Source organism: Mesorhizobium sp. WSM4904, from assembly GCF_029674545.1.
Lineage (GTDB): Bacteria > Pseudomonadota > Alphaproteobacteria > Rhizobiales > Rhizobiaceae > Mesorhizobium.
Window position 1 is genome coordinate 913,262 of the sequence record NZ_CP121354.1, and the last position, 14,613, is coordinate 927,874.

The following is a 14,613-nucleotide window of genomic DNA, read 5'->3' on the forward strand; positions in this document are numbered from 1 at the left end:
AAGCGCAACGGGGTAGAATTCTGCCCGTAGCGGCGCTCGCAGGTAACGGCATGGATCCTCGGGTCTGCGCTGCGTCGCTTCGCTCCTTGCTTCGCCCGTGGATGACGAAGGCGTTTTTCGCTCCCGCTGCGTTCCTTATTGTGCTGGAAATCGCCGCTACTGAAAATTCCGCCCCTTGGGCATGACCTGTTGCGCGGTACTCGACAGGGCTTCGGCGTCCTGGCGGACCGGCAGGCCACGGTTCGCCGGAGCAGACCGGTTCGCATCCGGCTGATGCTCGATGGCGGGCGGCCGCAGAAGCACGCCCAGCCAGGATGTCAGGTCCTCGATCCTGTCGGCGACGATGTGGATGACACTCGATTCATGCTGCAGCTTGCCGGTGACGCGGATGAAGCGCGCGCCCATCACGATAGGGCGGAAGCGGTCGAAGACGCGCGGCCAGATGATGACATTGGCGATCGCCTTCTCGTCCTCGAGGGTAAGGAAGATGGCATTGCCCTTGCCGGGACGCTGGCGCACCAGCACCAGGCCGGCGACGGAGACGCGGCGGCCGTCGCGCACCGACGGCAGGTGCGCATTGGGCGTGATGCCGGCGCGGGTGAGCCGCTCGCGCAGGAAGGCGACGGGGTGCTCCTTCAGCGACAGGCCGAGCGAACGGTAGTCATGAACGACATGCTCGCCGAGCGGCATTTTCGGCAGCTTCGTTTCGGGTTCGAGATCACGCAGGCGGAGCATGGGCTGATCGAACAGCGGCAGCTTTTCGGCGGCGCTCCTGCCGTCGAGCGCGCGCACTTCCCAGAGCGCTGAGCGGCGGTCGAGGCCGAGCGAGCGGAAGGCGTCGGCCTCGGCCAGCCTTTCGATCTCGCCGACATCGAGGCCCGAACGCAGCCAGAGATCCCTGACCGATCGGTAGCCATTGCCGCGCCGGGCGACGGCGGCTTCCATCCGCTCCGCGGAAAGTCCCTTGATCTGGCGGAAGCCGAGCCTGACGGCATGCGCCGTCTCGATGACGCCGCGCATCGAGGCATGGCGTTCGAGGATGCGCGAAGGATCGAAGTCGGTGGCCTCCAGCGTGCAGTCCCAGACGGAATGGTTGATGTCGACCTCGCGTATCTCCACGCCGTGGTCGCGCGCATCGCGAACGAGCTGGGCCGGCTGGTAGAAACCCATCGGCTGCGAGTTCAGGATCGCGGCGCAGAAGACGTCGGGATAGAAGGTCTTGAACCAGCAGGAGGCATAGACCAGCAGCGCGAAGGAGGCGGCATGGCTTTCCGGGAAGCCATATTCGCCGAAACCCTCGATCTGCTTGAAGCAGCGCTCGGCGAAGTCCCTCTCGTAGCCCTTGGCGACCATGCCGTCGATCATGCGCTGGCGGTAGTTGCCGATCGTGCCGGTGCGCTTGAAGGTCGCCATGGCGCGGCGCAACTCGTCGGCCTCGCCCGGCCTGAAGCCGCCGGCGACGATGGCGATCTTCATCGCCTGCTCCTGGAACAGGGGCACGCCCAGCGTCTTGCCGAGAATCTCTTCCAACTCGGGCTTCGGGTATTCGGGCTTCTCCTTGCCTTGCCTGCGGCGCAGATATGGATGCACCATGTCGCCCTGGATCGGGCCGGGCCGCACGATCGCAACCTCGATGACGAGGTCATAGAAATTTTCCGGCTTGAGGCGCGGCAGCATCGACATCTGCGCGCGCGACTCGATCTGGAAGACGCCGAGCGTGTCGGCCCGCTCGATCATGGCATAGACGCGCCTGTCCTCTTCCGGGAGGGTGGCGAGCACATAGGGTTGTCCAAACGGATCCCGCGCTCGTGGATAATGATCGGTTAGCAAGGTGAAGGCGCGCTTCAGGCAGGTCAGCATGCCGAGCGCCAGCACGTCCACCTTGAGAATCTTCACCGCATCGAGGTCGTCCTTGTCCCACTCGACCATCTTGCGCTCTTCCATCGCCGTCTTGACGATGGGCACGACCTCGTCGAGCCGGTCGCGGGTGATGACGAAACCGCCGACATGCTGGGAGAGGTGGCGGGGAAAGCCCATGATCTCGTTGGCGCGCTCCAGCACCTGCCGAGACAACGGGTCGGTGCGGTCGAGGCCGCCGGCATTGGCCTCCTTTTCGCCGAGCTCCGAGGTCGACCAGCCCCAGATGGTGCTCGACAGGGCGCTGCGGACATCCTCCGACAGGCCCATCGCCTTGGCCACCTCGCGCAGGGCAGAACGGCCGCGATAGCTGATGACGGCGGCGGCCAGAGCGGTGCGCTTGGCGCTGTACTTCTCATAGATGTAGGCGATGACCTCGTCGCGCCGCTCGTGCTCGAAGTCGACGTCGATGTCGGGCGGCTCGTTGCGCTCCTCGGAGATGAAGCGCTCGAAGAGCGTATCGATCCGCTCGGGGCCGACTTCGGTGATGCCGATGCAGAAGCAGATGATCGAATTGGCGGCCGAGCCGCGGCCCTGGCAAAGGATTCCCTTGCTGCGGGCGAATTTGACGATGTCGTAGACGGTCAGGAAATAGCGTGCATAGTTCAAGCGCTCGATCAAAGCGAGCTCGCTGTCGATGCGCTGCAGCACATTTTCGGGGACGCCGGCCGGATAGCGCACGGCCGCCCCTTCGCGCGCCAAACGCTCGAGCTCGGCTTGCGGCCCCAGGCCGGATTCGGTCGGCTCGTCCGGATAGTTGTATTCGAGGTCGCTGAGCGAGAAGGTCAATTCGTCGGCGAAGCGCAGCGTCTCCGCCAGCGCCTGGGGATGCCGGCGGAACAGACGCGCCATCTCCAGCGGCGGCTTCAGATGGCGCTCGGCATTGGCGGTCAGCTCCAGCCCGACCTCGGAAACCGGCGTGTTGAGGCGGATCGCGGTCAGCACGTCCTGCAGCGGCCGGCGATCGGCGGCGTGGTAGAGCACGTCGTTGGTCGCCATCAGCGGGAGGCCGGCATGGTCGGACATCGCCGCCGCCTGCTCGATGCGGAAGCGGTCGTTGCCGCCATAGTCCGGCGCCACGGCCAGCCGGAGTGCGGCGCCGAAACGATCCTTGAGCCGGCTAATGAGCGCCAGATTGTCTTTCGCGCCTTCGGACAGGTCGGGCAGGATCGCCAGCGACATCAGATCGCCCCATTCGAGCAGGTCGCTCAATTCAAGCAGCGTCGCGCCCTTCTCGTTCTCGTCGCGCAGATTGGCTTGCGTCAGCATGCGGCAGAGATGGCCCCAACCCTTGCGGTCGCGGGGATAGGCGAGAATGTCCGGCGTGCCGTCGCGGAAAACCAGGCGGCAGCCGGGGTGATAGGCCAGCTTCTCGACCTTGGCCTGCTGCCAGGCGCGCACGACGCCGGCGACGGTGTTCCTGTCGGCAAGGCCGATCGATGAAAAACCATAGAATTTCGCCGTCACCACCAGCTCCTCGGGCTTGGAGGCGCCGCGCAGGAAGGAAAAGTTCGACTGGATGCCGAACTCGGCATAGGGGATGACGGTCAGCGCGTTCATGCGAAGACCCCATGCATGAACCAGCGCGGCGCGGCTTGCGGGGCGCTGCCGTAGAGGCCCTGGCGGTAGAGCCAGTAACGACGCCCCTCGCTGTCCTCGATGCGGTAATAGTCGCGGGTCGGCGCCTCTTCCTCGCCGGGCAGCTGCCGCCACCATTCCGCGGCAATGCGCTCCGGCCCTTCGGCGCGGGCGACGCGGTAAAGCGCGCGCCGCCAGCGGAAGTTCATCGGCGGCCCTTCCGGGATTTCGGTCGCCGGCACCTCGATCGGCTCGGGCGATCGGAACAGCCGCACCGGCCGCTCCGGCGGGTAGATGGTCATCGGCGGCGCGGCGCGGTCGGATTGTTTCGGCGGCATGCGCCTTCGCGGCGCTTCCGCGAAGGGAACTACCGCGACGGCGCGCTCCGGCAGATGGCTTTCGACGACGACCGGCTTCAGCACGGCGGCCTCGCCGAGGCGGGCGCGGATGCGGTCGGCGAACAAGGCGATGTCGGCGTCGTCGTCGCTCGTCTCGCCGGCAAGGTCGCCCTGCAGCATGTCGAAGGCGGCGACCGAAAGCACCGACAGCCGCACGAGGTCGAAGCCGAAGCCGGCGTCGATGTTCTGTTCCAGCGCGGTCAGCCGTTCGTGGAACAGTTTGCGGATCAGCTGCGGCTCGCGCATCGGGCGCGAGGTGCCGACCGCGATGCGGCTGACGGCGCCGTCGACGCGGAAGAGAAGAAGGGCGAGCGCCCTCGCGCCCTCGCCGCGGCGTTCGAGGTCGGCCTTCAGAGCGACGGCAAGCCGGCTCACCAGCCGTTCGATGTCGTCGGTGAGCATGATCGGCTCGGCAAGGTGGCGCTCGACCGAGAGCGGCGCCACCGGAAGGCGCGGCGACACGGCCTCGTCGAGGCGGCCGAGCGCCTGGTCGAGACGCAAAAGCAAGGTGGCGCCGAAGCGGCGGGCGAGCGGCGCGCGGGGTGCTGCCATCACCGCGCCCGCCGTGCGCAGGCCGACGCTTTCCAGGCTGATGCGGGTTTCCGGCGCGATGCGCAGCGCCGAAAGCGGCAAGGGTGCCAGAAGCGCCTCCTCCTCGCCGAAGGCCACGATGCGGTCGCCATGGAAGCGCGCCGCCGCCCAGGCGGCGCCCGGCGTCGAGGCGAGGCCAGCGCGGACATCGAAACCCTGCTCGAAGAAACGGGTGAGGATCTCGTCCTGCATGGCGCGCTCGCCGCCGAACAGATGCGTGCAGCCGGTGACGTCGAGGAACAGCCCGTCCTCGCCGTCGATCGCCACCAGCGGCGTGTAGCGGTCGCACCAGTCGGCGAGGCCTTCGAGCAGGCGGCGGTCGGCTTCCGGGTCGGCCTCCACCACGTCGATCGAAGGGTGCATGGCGCGCGCATCGGCAATGCCCATGCCGCGCTTCAATTTGAGCGCCTCAGCCCGTTCGTCGAGGGCTGCGATGCGCTGGGCGTTGCTGTCGCGATGGCTGATCACCAGCGGTGGGTGAGATGGCGGCAGGTGATGCGACGGGCGGGAACGCCAGGACCGCCCCAGACGCTGGCGCAGGATCCGTTCCGCGCAAAGGTACGGGAACCACAGCGACAGAATTCTCTGTTCTTTCGGCAAAAGCGTGCTCATCGGGGTTCCACTCCAGTGTGAATTGTCCGGGCAGGGCCGTGCGGCTCTTGCCGATATCGACGGTGAAGGCGGGGCGGCCGATCGAGCCGGCGAGCGGGCCGGCGAGCGTCTCGCGGCTCGCCGCCGGCGCCGCCGAAACGATGAGGCGCACCGGTGCCGCCGTCGGTTCGGCCTCGCCGGCCTGGCGCAGCAGCAGCACCGGGCGGCCGGCGGCTTGGGCGCGGGCGTGCAGGCGGCGCGTCGCGGTAAGGTCGAGAAGCCGCGAGCTGCCGCGGATCTCCAGGATGACTGCGGCGAAGGCCGTCATGCGGGCGGCTTCCTCGGCGATCCACAGCGCGTCGAGAAGTTTCGGCGCTTCGGAAAACAGCAATTGTTCCGGCTCGATGCCGAAGAGGGCGTGAAGCCCCCTGGCATAGGGAAAGCCGGCCTCGCGGAAAATCTCCGCCGTGCCGATCCAGAGGACCGGCAGGCCCTGTTTCTGCTTGAGGATCAGGCTGGCGAGCGAGAGCGCGAAGCCGGCAACAGTGCCGGCATCGCGGGTTTCCAACCCATGGATTTCACTGAGCGCCGCCTTGGGCAGGCCGCCGCCGAGGGCGGTATCGAGGCGTTCGATGCCGGTGTGCAGGAAGGCATCCGGCGAGGCCACGGCAAGGCCGCGCCGAACGATGGTGACGCCCGAGCCTGTGGGTTCCGCAATTCCGGACGGAAGACCGCTTCGCACTTTTCCTGGAATTGCTCGCCCTGAAATTGTTCGGGGCGCGCCAGGCACCGGCGCTTCCAGGCGCTCGGGCAGCGTTCCCTCGATCTTCGCGATCTGGCGGCGCAGGGCAAAAACAGTGTCCCGCGCCACGGCGCTCATCGCCATGACGTTCACTTCCGGCAGCAATTGTTCCTGTTATGTTCTTATAGATTCCAGAGGGCCTCGGAAGAGTCAAGCGGAGTCGCAAGGAATTTATTCCTTCAGCCTTTGCCCTGGGAATGACCCGCCGGCCGGCTTATTTGCCTCTATCGGCGCGAAAGCCTATATGCCGGGATCAAAGGAAACTTCATGGCCCGCATCTACAAGACCCGCACCTGGCACGACCAGCTCTCGCCATCGATGGACGAAATGGAGCTTCTGGCGCTGGAGGCCTATGCCCATCTGCCGGAGGAGTTCCGCCAGCTCACCGGCGAGATCGTCATCCAGATCGCCGACTTCCCGACCGACGAGATCATGGACGACCTGTCGCTGGAGACGCCCTTCGACCTGCTCGGCCTGTTCGAGGGGCGCGGCATCGCCGAGCGCTGGAACCCGCAGACCGGCGAGGGACCGAACCGCGTCACGCTCTATCGCCGCGCCATCCTCGACTACTGGGCCGAGAACGACGAGACGCTGGGCGACATCGTCACCCATGTGCTGATCCACGAGATCGGCCACCATTTCGGCCTCTCGGACGACGACATGGAGCGGATAGAGGAAGCGGCCGAGCAAGCGGCGGCGGGGTGAGAACCACATCGCCATCCCAGGCAACTCGTCATCCTAGGGCGGAGCAAGGAGCGAAGCGACGCGCGTAGACCCTAGGATCCATGCCGTGACATGCGAGCGTTGCAGCGGTTCAGAAGCCGCGCTGCCTTTCAGCGAGAGGACACAAGTTCTGCAGCGTCGCACTTTTCGGCTCAGGTAACGGCATGGATCCTAGGGTCTGCGCTCCGCTTCGCGTCGCTCCGCCCTAGGATGACGAAGTCCTAGGGGCGCCGCCCTTTCTACCCTACCAATCGCTGAGCTTGGTGTCGGGTCCGTATTCCTGACCCTCGACATCCTTCACCACCGCCTGGCCGCAGCGCATCATCTTGCTTTCCTGGTCAAAGCCATAGGTCGGCGAGCCAAACAGGTGCCAGCCCTTGTTCAGGGCCGCCGTCACCTTGTGGCAGAAAGTGGAATCGTCCGGACCGGACAGAAAGCGGTAGAGCTTCATTTTTCGACCCTGTCGTGAATATCCGCGCATCATGCGCCGATGATTGCGGCCTTCGCCAGAAGTTTCTCGGCCTCGGCCAGATGCAGCCGCTCGACCATGCGGCCGTCCAGCGCGATGACGCCCTTGCCGGCATTTTCAGGCCGCGCGAACGCGTCCCTGATCGCGCGCGCCCTGGCCAGCGTCTCCGGCGCCGGCGAAAAGGCGCGGTTCGCCGGCTCGATCTGCTCGGGGTGGATCAACGATTTGCCGTCGAAGCCCATGGCGGCCGCCTCGGCGCATTCGTGGGCAAAACCGTCGAGGTCGCGAAAATCATTGGCGACGCCGTCGATCACGTCGAGGCCGCCGGCACGAGCAGCAAGCACCAGCTGCAGCAGCCACGGCATGAGGTAACGCCGGTCGGGCGTGGCGAGAATGCCGGTCGCCTTCACCAGATCGTTCGTTCCGGCAACGAAACAAGCGAGCCTCGAAGCCGGATCGCGGCCAAGCTCGGCGATGGCACCGATGTTGAGCAGCGCCTTCGGCGTCTCGATCATCGCCCACAGCTTCACCGTGTCCGGCGCGAAATCGTCATCCAGCCGATCGCCGGCCTCGAGGATGTCGCGCGGTGTGCCGATCTTGGGCAGAAGGATGCCGTCGGGCTCGGCCTTGGCGACGGCCAGCAGGTCGTCGATGCCCCATTCGCTGCCGAGCGGATTGATGCGCACCACCATCTCGCAGCGACGCTGTGGCCGCGCGGCGAGGATGCCTGCAAGTTTGTCGCGTGCGGAAACCTTGGCGGCGGGCGCCACGCCATCCTCGAGGTCGATGATGACGGCATCGCAGGCCAAGGACGGGATCTTGGCCAGCGCCTTGTCGTTCGAGGCAGGCATGTAAAGCACCGAGCGGCGCGGGCGATAGGTGTCAACGGTCATAGCCGATCTATGCAGACTGGAGGCGGGCGAGGCAAGGCGCGGAGCAATCTCCCCCCTTGAGGGAGAAGACGCTGGCGCCAGCCTGAAGCGATTTGCCCTGCACGAAATCTGCAAATCATTGCTGAAATTCTTAGCCAATCCGCCCCGAGCTTTTCGCGTCCGCCAGTGAAACAGGCGGCATGAGAACACGCGAAAACCTCCGCTGGTCCTTGCCGCGCCGGCTGCGCAACGACGGCTGGTGGCTCGTCGAGCCGCAAAGGCTGCGCCCGATGCCGATCGTCCTGCCCTTCGTCGCGCGATCGCAATTCCGGCCAGAAAACCGTCTCACACTTTTCCCGGAATTGCTCTAATCCTGCCGTTTCATCGAACTCTACACGCTTGGCCGCTGATTCCATGCCGCACAACATCCTCGTTGCCGACGACGATCCGCATATCCGCGAGATCATCTGCTTCGCGCTGGAAAAGGCCGGCATGAAGACGAATGCCGTCGCCGACGGCGCCGCGGCGCTGCGGGCGGTCGAGCGCCGCGCGCCGGACCTCATCGTGCTCGACATCGGCATGCCGGAGATGGACGGGCTGGAGGTCTGTAGGCGGCTCAGACAGAAATCCGACGTGCCGGTCTTGTTCCTGTCGGCGCGCGATGAAGAAATCGACCGCATCCTCGGGCTGGAAATGGGCGGCGACGACTATGTGACAAAGCCGTTCAGCCCGCGCGAGCTGGTCGCCCGCGTCAACGTCATCCTGCGGCGCGCCCGCCCGGCGGTGGCGGAGGAGGAAGCCGACGACCGGCAGTTCGCGCATGGCAAGCTGACGCTCGTTCCGGCCAGCCACGCCGCGAGTTTCGAAGGCAAGCCGCTCACCTTGACGGCGATCGAGTTCGCGATCCTGAAAGGCTTTCTCGCCCGCCCGCAGCATGTGCTTGGCCGCGACGCGGTGATGGCCAACGCCTATCAATCGAACATCCATGTCTCGGAGCGCACGGTCGACAGCCATATCCGCAACATCCGCGCCAAGCTGGCGGCGGTCGGCTGCTCGGATGCGATCGCGACGGTGCATGGCGTCGGCTTCCGGCTCGGCCGATGCGGTGGTTGAGCAAGGAGAAATGGCGGCCGCGGCTCGCCACCGTCGTGGTCGCCATCCTGATCGTGGTGATGGCGCTGCCGCTGGTCGGGCTGTTCTTCTTCCGGCTTTATGAAAACCAGCTGATCCGCCAGACCGAGGGCGAGCTGATCGCGCAGGGCGCGGTCGTCGCCGCCGTCTATGCCGACGCGGTGCGCGCGGCCGGCATCGCTCCGGAGCGGTTGGGGGCGCCGATCTCGGCTGACCCTGCAAGGGACAATAACTATCCCTATCAGCCGATCGAGCCGCAGCTCGATCTTGCCGCCGACGATGTCATGCCGTCGCGACCGGCGGCCGTTCCCGCCACCGCCGATCCTGCCTTCGCCGCCGTCGGGGCGCGGCTCGACGGCATTCTGGACGAGACGCAGAAGACGACGCTCGCCGGCTTCCGGCTGCTCGATCCGCACGGCGTGGTGATTGCCGGCGGCGGCGAGGTCGGACAGTCGCTCGGCCAGGCCGAGGAGGTGCGGCGGGCGCTTGCCGGCGCCTATGCAAGCGAGCTGAGACTCAGGATCCCGGACCAGCCGCCGCCGCCGCTCTATTCGGTGAGCCGAGGCACCAAGGTGCGCGTCTTCGTCGCCCTGCCGGTCGAGGTCGCAGGCCGGGTCGCCGGCGTGGTCTACCTGTCGCGAACGCCGAACAACATCGTCAAGCACCTCTATGGCGAACGCGGCAAGGTCACGCTCGCCGCCATCGCCATCGTCGGCGGCACGCTGCTGATCGCGCTGGTGTTCATCCGTACCGTCAGCCGGCCGATCTACGCGCTGATCGAGCGTACCAAGCGGATCGCAGCGGGCGATCGCGAGGCGATGCGGCCGCTCGCCCATCACGGCACGCGCGAGATGGCGGCGCTGTCGGCCGCCTTCCTCGACATGGCGCAAAAACTGCAGTCACGCTCCGACAGCATCCAGACCTTCGCCACCCATGTCTCGCACGAGCTGAAATCGCCGCTGACGGCGATCCAGGGCGCGGCGGAATTGCTGAGGGATTCCGACGGGACGATGGACGAGGCCGAGCGGCGACGCTTTTCCGACAACATCGTCACCGATGCCGGACGGCTCAACCTGCTGGTGCGCCGGCTGCTCGAACTGGCGCGCGCCGAAAACCTGGCGCCGAGCGGTGAAAGCACGACGCTCCATGCGGCGCTGGCGCTGCTGCCGATCGACACCAGGCTGGAGGCGCGCATCGGATCGGGTGGCGATATCGGCCTCGGCATCTCGGGCGAGAATCTCGCGATCGTGCTCGCCAACCTCATCGACAATTCGGCCAGGCATAGCGCGAAGCAGGTGACGATGGATGCCGCGGCCGCCGGAGACAGAGTAACGGTCCATGTCGGTGACGACGGCGACGGCATTTCGGCCAGCAACCGGGCAAAAGTATTCGAGCCGTTCTTCACCACAAGGCGCGAGGCCGGCGGCACCGGCATGGGCCTCGGCATCGTGCTGGCCCTCCTGAAAGCGCATGATGGCACGATCAGGCTGGTTGACTCCGAACGCGGCACGCGCTTCGAGATCGATCTGCCGGTAGTTTGAGTCTGAGCATGATCTCGTCCGAAAACCGGCTCCCACTTTTCGGGATCATGTCCTAAGCCGGAGAGCCGAAAGAAGTGCGCTACGACATCGTCATCATCGGCGGGGCCATCGTCGGGTCCTCGCTCGCCTACTATTTGCGCGAAGAGGGTTTTTCGGGTTCGATCGCGCTGATCGAGCGCGATCCGCAATTTTCCCATTCGGCGACGACGCTGTCGCTGGCCTCGATCCGCCAGCAATTCTCCATCCCGGAAAACATCCGCCTGTCGCAATTCACGCTGAAACTGTTCCGGCGGCTGAAGGAAACGTTCGGCGCCGACGCCGATATCGGCTTCCGCGAGGGCGGCTATCTCATCCTTGCCGGCGAGGCCGGACTGCCGATTCTGAAGGCCAATCACGAGACGCAGATCGCCGAAGGCGCCGACATCGTGCTGGAAGATGCCGATCAGCTGACGCGCCGTTTCCCGTGGCTGTCGGCCGAAGGTATTTCCGCCGGGGCCTATGGCCGCAGCGGCGAAGGCTGGTTCGACGCGCATGCGCTGCTGATGCTGTTCCGCAAGGCGCTGCGCGACAAGAAGATCGATTTCATCGCCGCCTCGGTCACCGGCATTGCGCGCGAGGGCAACCGCGTCACCGGCGTCAGCCTCGACAATGGCGAGCGGCTCGAAGCCGGCATCGTCGTCAACGCCGCCGGACCGAACGCCGGCAAGGTCGCGGCTTTTGCCGGGCTCGCGCTGCCGGTCGAGCCGCGCAAGCGCAACGTCTTCGTCTTCGAGGCGCGCGAGAAATATGCCGGCATGCCGCTGCTGGTCGATCCCTCCGGCATCTATGTGCGGCCCGAAGGCTCGGTCTACCTCACCGGCGGCGCCGAGCCGGAGGAAGGCGATCATGCTCCCGATCCCGGGGATTTCGAGGTCGAGTGGCCGCTGTTCGAAGAGGTGATCTGGCCGACCTTGGCCACCCGCATCCCCGCCTTCGAGGCGATCAAGCCGACGCGCGCTTGGGTCGGGCACTACGACTATAACACGCTCGACCAGAACGCGGTGATCGGGCCGCACCCGGAGGTCGGGAACTTCCTCTTCGCCAACGGCTTCTCCGGCCACGGCCTGCAGCAGGCGCCGGCGGTCGGCAAGGCGCTTTCGGAGCTGATCGTGCATGGCGGGTATCGCACGATCGACTGCTCGGCGTTCGGGTATGGGAGGGTGGCCGAGGGGCGGGCGTTCCGGGAGCTGAACGTGATCTAGGCCAGCGCCCCCTTCCCCCCTTGTGGGGGAAGGTGTCGCCGAAGGCGATGGATGAGGGGTGTTCCAGGGAATGCCAGCGTCTCACTCCGCTGGAACACCCCTCATCCGTCTCGGCGCTGCGCGCCGATCCACCTTCTCCCACAAGGGGAGAAGGGGAGGTGCTAAGCCGCCCGCCGTCCTTCGCCAAAATATCCCTGCAGCCACCCAAGCACCCGCGCCCAGCCCTCGGCATGCTCGGCCGCTGCATCGGCAAACCCTGCAAACCCGCCGTGACAGATGGTGAGCCGGGTGCCGGCGGCGGTCGACTCCAGCAGATAGGCGACCGTGGTCTCGTGGCGGCCGAGCGTCGGGTGATTCCAGTCATAGCGCCTCGTCTGCACGATGCGGCGCGGCATCTCTATCTCGAGGAACGTCCCGCCGGCGGGCAGGCGCCTGCCGTCGGGAGTCCGTACCGTGACGGTCCAGGCTCCGCCGACGCGAAGATCGGCGGTCCAGCCGGTCATCCGGTAGGTCTCCGGTGAACCCCACCAGCGCTCGACGTCAGTGGTGACCAGCGCCGCAAGGACCTGCTCCGGCGACGCGAGGATTTCGGCCGCGGCCATGACCGTCTCGGCGTTCGCCATGGCTCGCGGCCAGTTATGCGGCAGCATCATTGCAACCTCCTCAGCGGTTGTTCGATATCGAACGAGGCTCAGCCCTTTGACGGCGGGCGCTCGAAACCCTTGCCGGTCTCGAGCAGGCTCTTCAGGCTCGCCAGCACCAGCGGCCAGCCCTTGGCGACATTCGCGATCAGCCGGTGCGGGCCGTCGGCCTCATGGGTGACGGCAAGCTTCATCAGCTCGCCATCCTGCTCGATGGTGAAGGTGCAGCGGGTGTAGCCGTCCTCCTTCACCTCAGGCATCCATTCGTTGCGCCATTTGATGACCAGACGTCTGGGCGGGTCGATCTCGAGGATCTCGCCCGAGTCGGCGACGCGGCCGTCGGGGAAGACCAGCTTCCAGCTCGAGCCCACCTTCCAGTCGCTCTCCTGGTAGGAGCAGAGGAAGAACTGCCGGTTGAACTCAGGGTCGGTCAGCGCCGTCCAGAGCTTTTCGGGCGTGGTGCGGATATAGGTGACGTAGACGAAGGTGTTGTCGCTCACGGCTCTTCCCTTTCAAGTCGTTTCTTCAGGTCGCTCAATGCATCCAGCCGATGGCGCTCGAACTTGCCGATCCAGCGCTCGGCGATCTCGTTGATCGGAACGGGGTTGAGGTAGTGCTCCTTTTCGCGCCCGTTGCGGACGGTGGTGACGAGGTTTGCTTCTTCCAGGATCGCCAGGTGCTTGGTCACCGCCTGGCGGGTCATGTCCATCCGTTCGCAGAGCGCGTTCAGCGTCTGCCCGTTCCGGGCATAGAGGCTGTCCAGCAATTGCCGGCGGGTCGGGTCGGCCAAAGCGCGAAAGACGGCATCCATGCTCATGGCTTTAATATGCAACCATTTGGTTGCATGTCAAGCGTCGTGACAAACCAAGCAATCACTTGCCGGTGAATGGAGTCAGTGCTTGCGGGAGAACCAGAAAGCGTCGGTCATGCGTTGCATGCCGATGCGCTCGTAAAAACCGACGGCGTCGGGCACCGAGATCAGGCCGATGCCGACCGCAGGGCCGAGCTGGCGGCGCGCCTCGTCCATCAGGCCCTTGCCGATGCCGAGCCCTTGCGCCGAGGCGGACACGGCGAGCTCGGAAATATAGCAGACCCAGGAGAAGTCGGTGACGCCGCGGGCGACGCCGACAAGCGGCTTGCCTTCGACATCGAGACGCGCCGTCAGCACCAGGCTGGCGTTGCCCAGCATCGTCTTCAGGCGGGCCTCGTCATCGATCGGCCGCGTTTCGCCAAGGCGGGATTCCACCAGCACGCGGCGGAATTCGGCCACATCGAGCGTGGGCTCGCTTGCGTAGAGGATCTTGGGAGTCGGTGCCATGCCGCCACGGTGCCAGATCGATCGGCGTTTTGAAAGCAGGCGATGCCGGTCTTGCGTCCAATGGCCCAAACTCAACTGCCAACAGCTGCCTTTCATTTGCCAGCCGCTTTGTGTAAACCGTGCGCCAGCAATTCCCGCAGAACCGAGACGGGCAAGGACCATGGACAAATTCACCAAGCTCACCGGCGTCGCCGCGCCCATGCCGATCGTCAACATCGACACCGACATGATCATCCCGAAGGATTACCTGAAGACGATCAAGCGCACCGGCCTTGGCACCGGCCTCTTCGCCGAGATGCGCTACAAGGAAGACGGTTCGGAGAATCCAGATTTCGTGCTCAACAAGCCCGCCTACCGCAAGGCGCAGATCCTGGTCGCCGGCGACAATTTCGGCTGCGGCTCGAGCCGCGAGCATGCGCCCTGGGCGCTGCTCGATTTCGGCATTCGCTGCGTGATCTCGACCTCGTTCGCCGACATTTTCTACAACAACTGCTTCAAGAACGGCATCCTGCCGATCACCGTCAGCCCGGAAGACCTGGACAAGCTGATGGACGACGCCTCGCGCGGCTCGAACGCGACGCTGTCGGTCGATCTCGAGGCCAAGGAAATCCGCGGGCCGGATGGCGGCGTGGTCAAGTTCGACCTCGACGACTTCAAGCGCCACTGCCTGCTCAACGGCCTCGACGACATCGGGCTGACCATGGAGAAGGCCGGCGCCATCGCTTCGTTCGAGAAGAAGAACGCCGAGCTGCGCCCCTGGGCCTGAGCGGCTTAGTTTCAAATCGATAGACCCGGCCATT

General features: G+C 65.7%; 15 protein-coding genes. 6 read left to right on the top strand and 9 right to left on the bottom strand.

Translation table 11 applies throughout. From position 1 onward, the window contains the following. Positions 1-156: 156 nt before the first annotated feature. From QAZ47_RS04285 to QAZ47_RS04295, 3 genes are read right to left on the bottom strand one after another with little or no spacing between them, the layout of a single operon-like run. Positions 157-3,477, bottom strand: coding sequence for an error-prone DNA polymerase (locus tag QAZ47_RS04285; RefSeq protein ID WP_278232634.1), 3,321 nt, complete (start codon positions 3,475-3,477; stop codon positions 157-159). After that, positions 3,474-4,952 carry a DUF6504 family protein gene (locus QAZ47_RS04290; RefSeq protein ID WP_278232635.1) on the bottom strand — a complete coding sequence of 493 codons (1,479 nt, stop codon included), beginning with the start codon at positions 4,950-4,952 and terminating at the stop codon, positions 3,474-3,476. The genes QAZ47_RS04285 and QAZ47_RS04290 overlap by 4 nt, the downstream gene beginning before the upstream one ends. Beyond that, on the bottom strand, positions 4,894-5,961 hold the full coding sequence (locus tag QAZ47_RS04295; RefSeq protein ID WP_278232636.1) for a hypothetical protein: 1,068 nt from the start codon (positions 5,959-5,961) through the stop codon (positions 4,894-4,896). The genes QAZ47_RS04290 and QAZ47_RS04295 overlap by 59 nt, the downstream gene beginning before the upstream one ends. A 183-nt stretch (positions 5,962-6,144) precedes the next feature. On the opposite strand from QAZ47_RS04295, the gene QAZ47_RS04300 reads away from it, so the two are divergent. Next, on the top strand, positions 6,145-6,582 hold the full coding sequence (locus QAZ47_RS04300; RefSeq protein WP_278232637.1) for a metallopeptidase family protein: 438 nt from the start codon (positions 6,145-6,147) through the stop codon (positions 6,580-6,582). Between the two features lie 262 nt (positions 6,583-6,844). On the opposite strand, the gene QAZ47_RS04305 is transcribed toward QAZ47_RS04300, so the two are convergent. Continuing rightward, on the bottom strand, positions 6,845-7,051 hold the full coding sequence (locus QAZ47_RS04305) for a DUF1737 domain-containing protein (protein WP_278232638.1): 207 nt from the start codon (positions 7,049-7,051) through the stop codon (positions 6,845-6,847). 29 nt (positions 7,052-7,080) lie between these two features. Next, on the bottom strand, positions 7,081-7,962 hold the full coding sequence (locus QAZ47_RS04310; protein WP_278232639.1) for a CoA ester lyase: 882 nt from the start codon (positions 7,960-7,962) through the stop codon (positions 7,081-7,083). 179 nt (positions 7,963-8,141) lie between these two features. Between QAZ47_RS04310 and QAZ47_RS04315 the strand changes: the two genes are divergently transcribed. The 4 genes from QAZ47_RS04315 (at position 8,142) to QAZ47_RS04330 (ending at position 11,854) form a co-directional block, all read left to right on the top strand. Next, positions 8,142-8,312, top strand: a complete 171-nt coding sequence (locus QAZ47_RS04315) for a hypothetical protein (RefSeq protein WP_278232640.1) — start codon at positions 8,142-8,144, stop codon at positions 8,310-8,312. 43 nt (positions 8,313-8,355) lie between these two features. Next, positions 8,356-9,054 (top strand): response regulator transcription factor, encoded by a 699-nt coding sequence (locus QAZ47_RS04320; RefSeq protein ID WP_278233772.1) that lies wholly within the window; start codon positions 8,356-8,358, stop codon positions 9,052-9,054. After that, the gene (locus QAZ47_RS04325; protein WP_278232641.1) at positions 9,042-10,613 is read left to right on the top strand and encodes an ATP-binding protein; all 1,572 of its coding nucleotides are present in this window, start codon (positions 9,042-9,044) and stop codon (positions 10,611-10,613) included. The genes QAZ47_RS04320 and QAZ47_RS04325 overlap by 13 nt, the downstream gene beginning before the upstream one ends. A gap of 74 nt (positions 10,614-10,687) precedes the next feature. Then, positions 10,688-11,854: an FAD-binding oxidoreductase gene (locus QAZ47_RS04330; RefSeq protein WP_278232642.1), complete on the top strand. Its 1,167-nt coding sequence runs from the start codon at positions 10,688-10,690 to the stop codon at positions 11,852-11,854. A 161-nt stretch (positions 11,855-12,015) separates the two neighbouring features. Here QAZ47_RS04330 and QAZ47_RS04335 read toward each other — a convergent pair whose 3' ends face one another. From QAZ47_RS04335 to QAZ47_RS04350, 4 genes are all read right to left on the bottom strand, one after another. Then, positions 12,016-12,507, bottom strand: coding sequence for an SRPBCC family protein (locus QAZ47_RS04335; protein WP_278232643.1), 492 nt, complete (start codon positions 12,505-12,507; stop codon positions 12,016-12,018). A gap of 38 nt (positions 12,508-12,545) precedes the next feature. Next, positions 12,546-12,995, bottom strand: coding sequence for an SRPBCC family protein (locus tag QAZ47_RS04340; RefSeq protein WP_278205767.1), 450 nt, complete (start codon positions 12,993-12,995; stop codon positions 12,546-12,548). After that, positions 12,992-13,312, bottom strand: coding sequence for a metalloregulator ArsR/SmtB family transcription factor (locus QAZ47_RS04345; protein WP_278205768.1), 321 nt, complete (start codon positions 13,310-13,312; stop codon positions 12,992-12,994). Before QAZ47_RS04345 ends, QAZ47_RS04340 begins: the two co-directional genes overlap by 4 nt. Before the next feature lie 75 nt (positions 13,313-13,387). Then, positions 13,388-13,813: a GNAT family N-acetyltransferase gene (locus QAZ47_RS04350; protein ID WP_278205770.1), complete on the bottom strand. Its 426-nt coding sequence runs from the start codon at positions 13,811-13,813 to the stop codon at positions 13,388-13,390. A gap of 160 nt (positions 13,814-13,973) precedes the next feature. On the opposite strand from QAZ47_RS04350, the gene leuD reads away from it, so the two are divergent. Then, complete coding sequence (gene leuD / locus QAZ47_RS04355; protein ID WP_278205772.1) at positions 13,974-14,579, top strand: 3-isopropylmalate dehydratase small subunit; 606 nt, start codon at positions 13,974-13,976, stop codon at positions 14,577-14,579. Positions 14,580-14,613: the final 34 nt, after the last annotated feature.

Bases quoted from the DNA above. Each gene is read 5' to 3' on its own strand.
- QAZ47_RS04325 (WP_278232641.1), top strand. From the start codon at position 9,042: ATGCGGTGGTTGAGCAAGGAGAAATGGCGGCCGCGGCTCGCCACCGTC.
- QAZ47_RS04300 (WP_278232637.1), top strand. From the start codon at position 6,145: ATGGCCCGCATCTACAAGACCCGCACCTGGCACGACCAGCTCTCGCCA.
- QAZ47_RS04335 (WP_278232643.1), bottom strand. From the start codon at position 12,507: ATGATGCTGCCGCATAACTGGCCGCGAGCCATGGCGAACGCCGAGACG.
- QAZ47_RS04295 (WP_278232636.1), bottom strand. From the start codon at position 5,961: ATGGCGATGAGCGCCGTGGCGCGGGACACTGTTTTTGCCCTGCGCCGC.
- QAZ47_RS04310 (WP_278232639.1), bottom strand. From the start codon at position 7,962: ATGACCGTTGACACCTATCGCCCGCGCCGCTCGGTGCTTTACATGCCT.
- leuD (WP_278205772.1), top strand. From the start codon at position 13,974: ATGGACAAATTCACCAAGCTCACCGGCGTCGCCGCGCCCATGCCGATC.
- QAZ47_RS04315 (WP_278232640.1), top strand. From the start codon at position 8,142: ATGAGAACACGCGAAAACCTCCGCTGGTCCTTGCCGCGCCGGCTGCGC.
- QAZ47_RS04350 (WP_278205770.1), bottom strand. From the start codon at position 13,813: ATGGCACCGACTCCCAAGATCCTCTACGCAAGCGAGCCCACGCTCGAT.
- QAZ47_RS04345 (WP_278205768.1), bottom strand. From the start codon at position 13,312: ATGAGCATGGATGCCGTCTTTCGCGCTTTGGCCGACCCGACCCGCCGG.
- QAZ47_RS04320 (WP_278233772.1), top strand. From the start codon at position 8,356: ATGCCGCACAACATCCTCGTTGCCGACGACGATCCGCATATCCGCGAG.
- QAZ47_RS04305 (WP_278232638.1), bottom strand. From the start codon at position 7,051: ATGAAGCTCTACCGCTTTCTGTCCGGTCCGGACGATTCCACTTTCTGC.
- QAZ47_RS04285 (WP_278232634.1), bottom strand. From the start codon at position 3,477: ATGAACGCGCTGACCGTCATCCCCTATGCCGAGTTCGGCATCCAGTCG.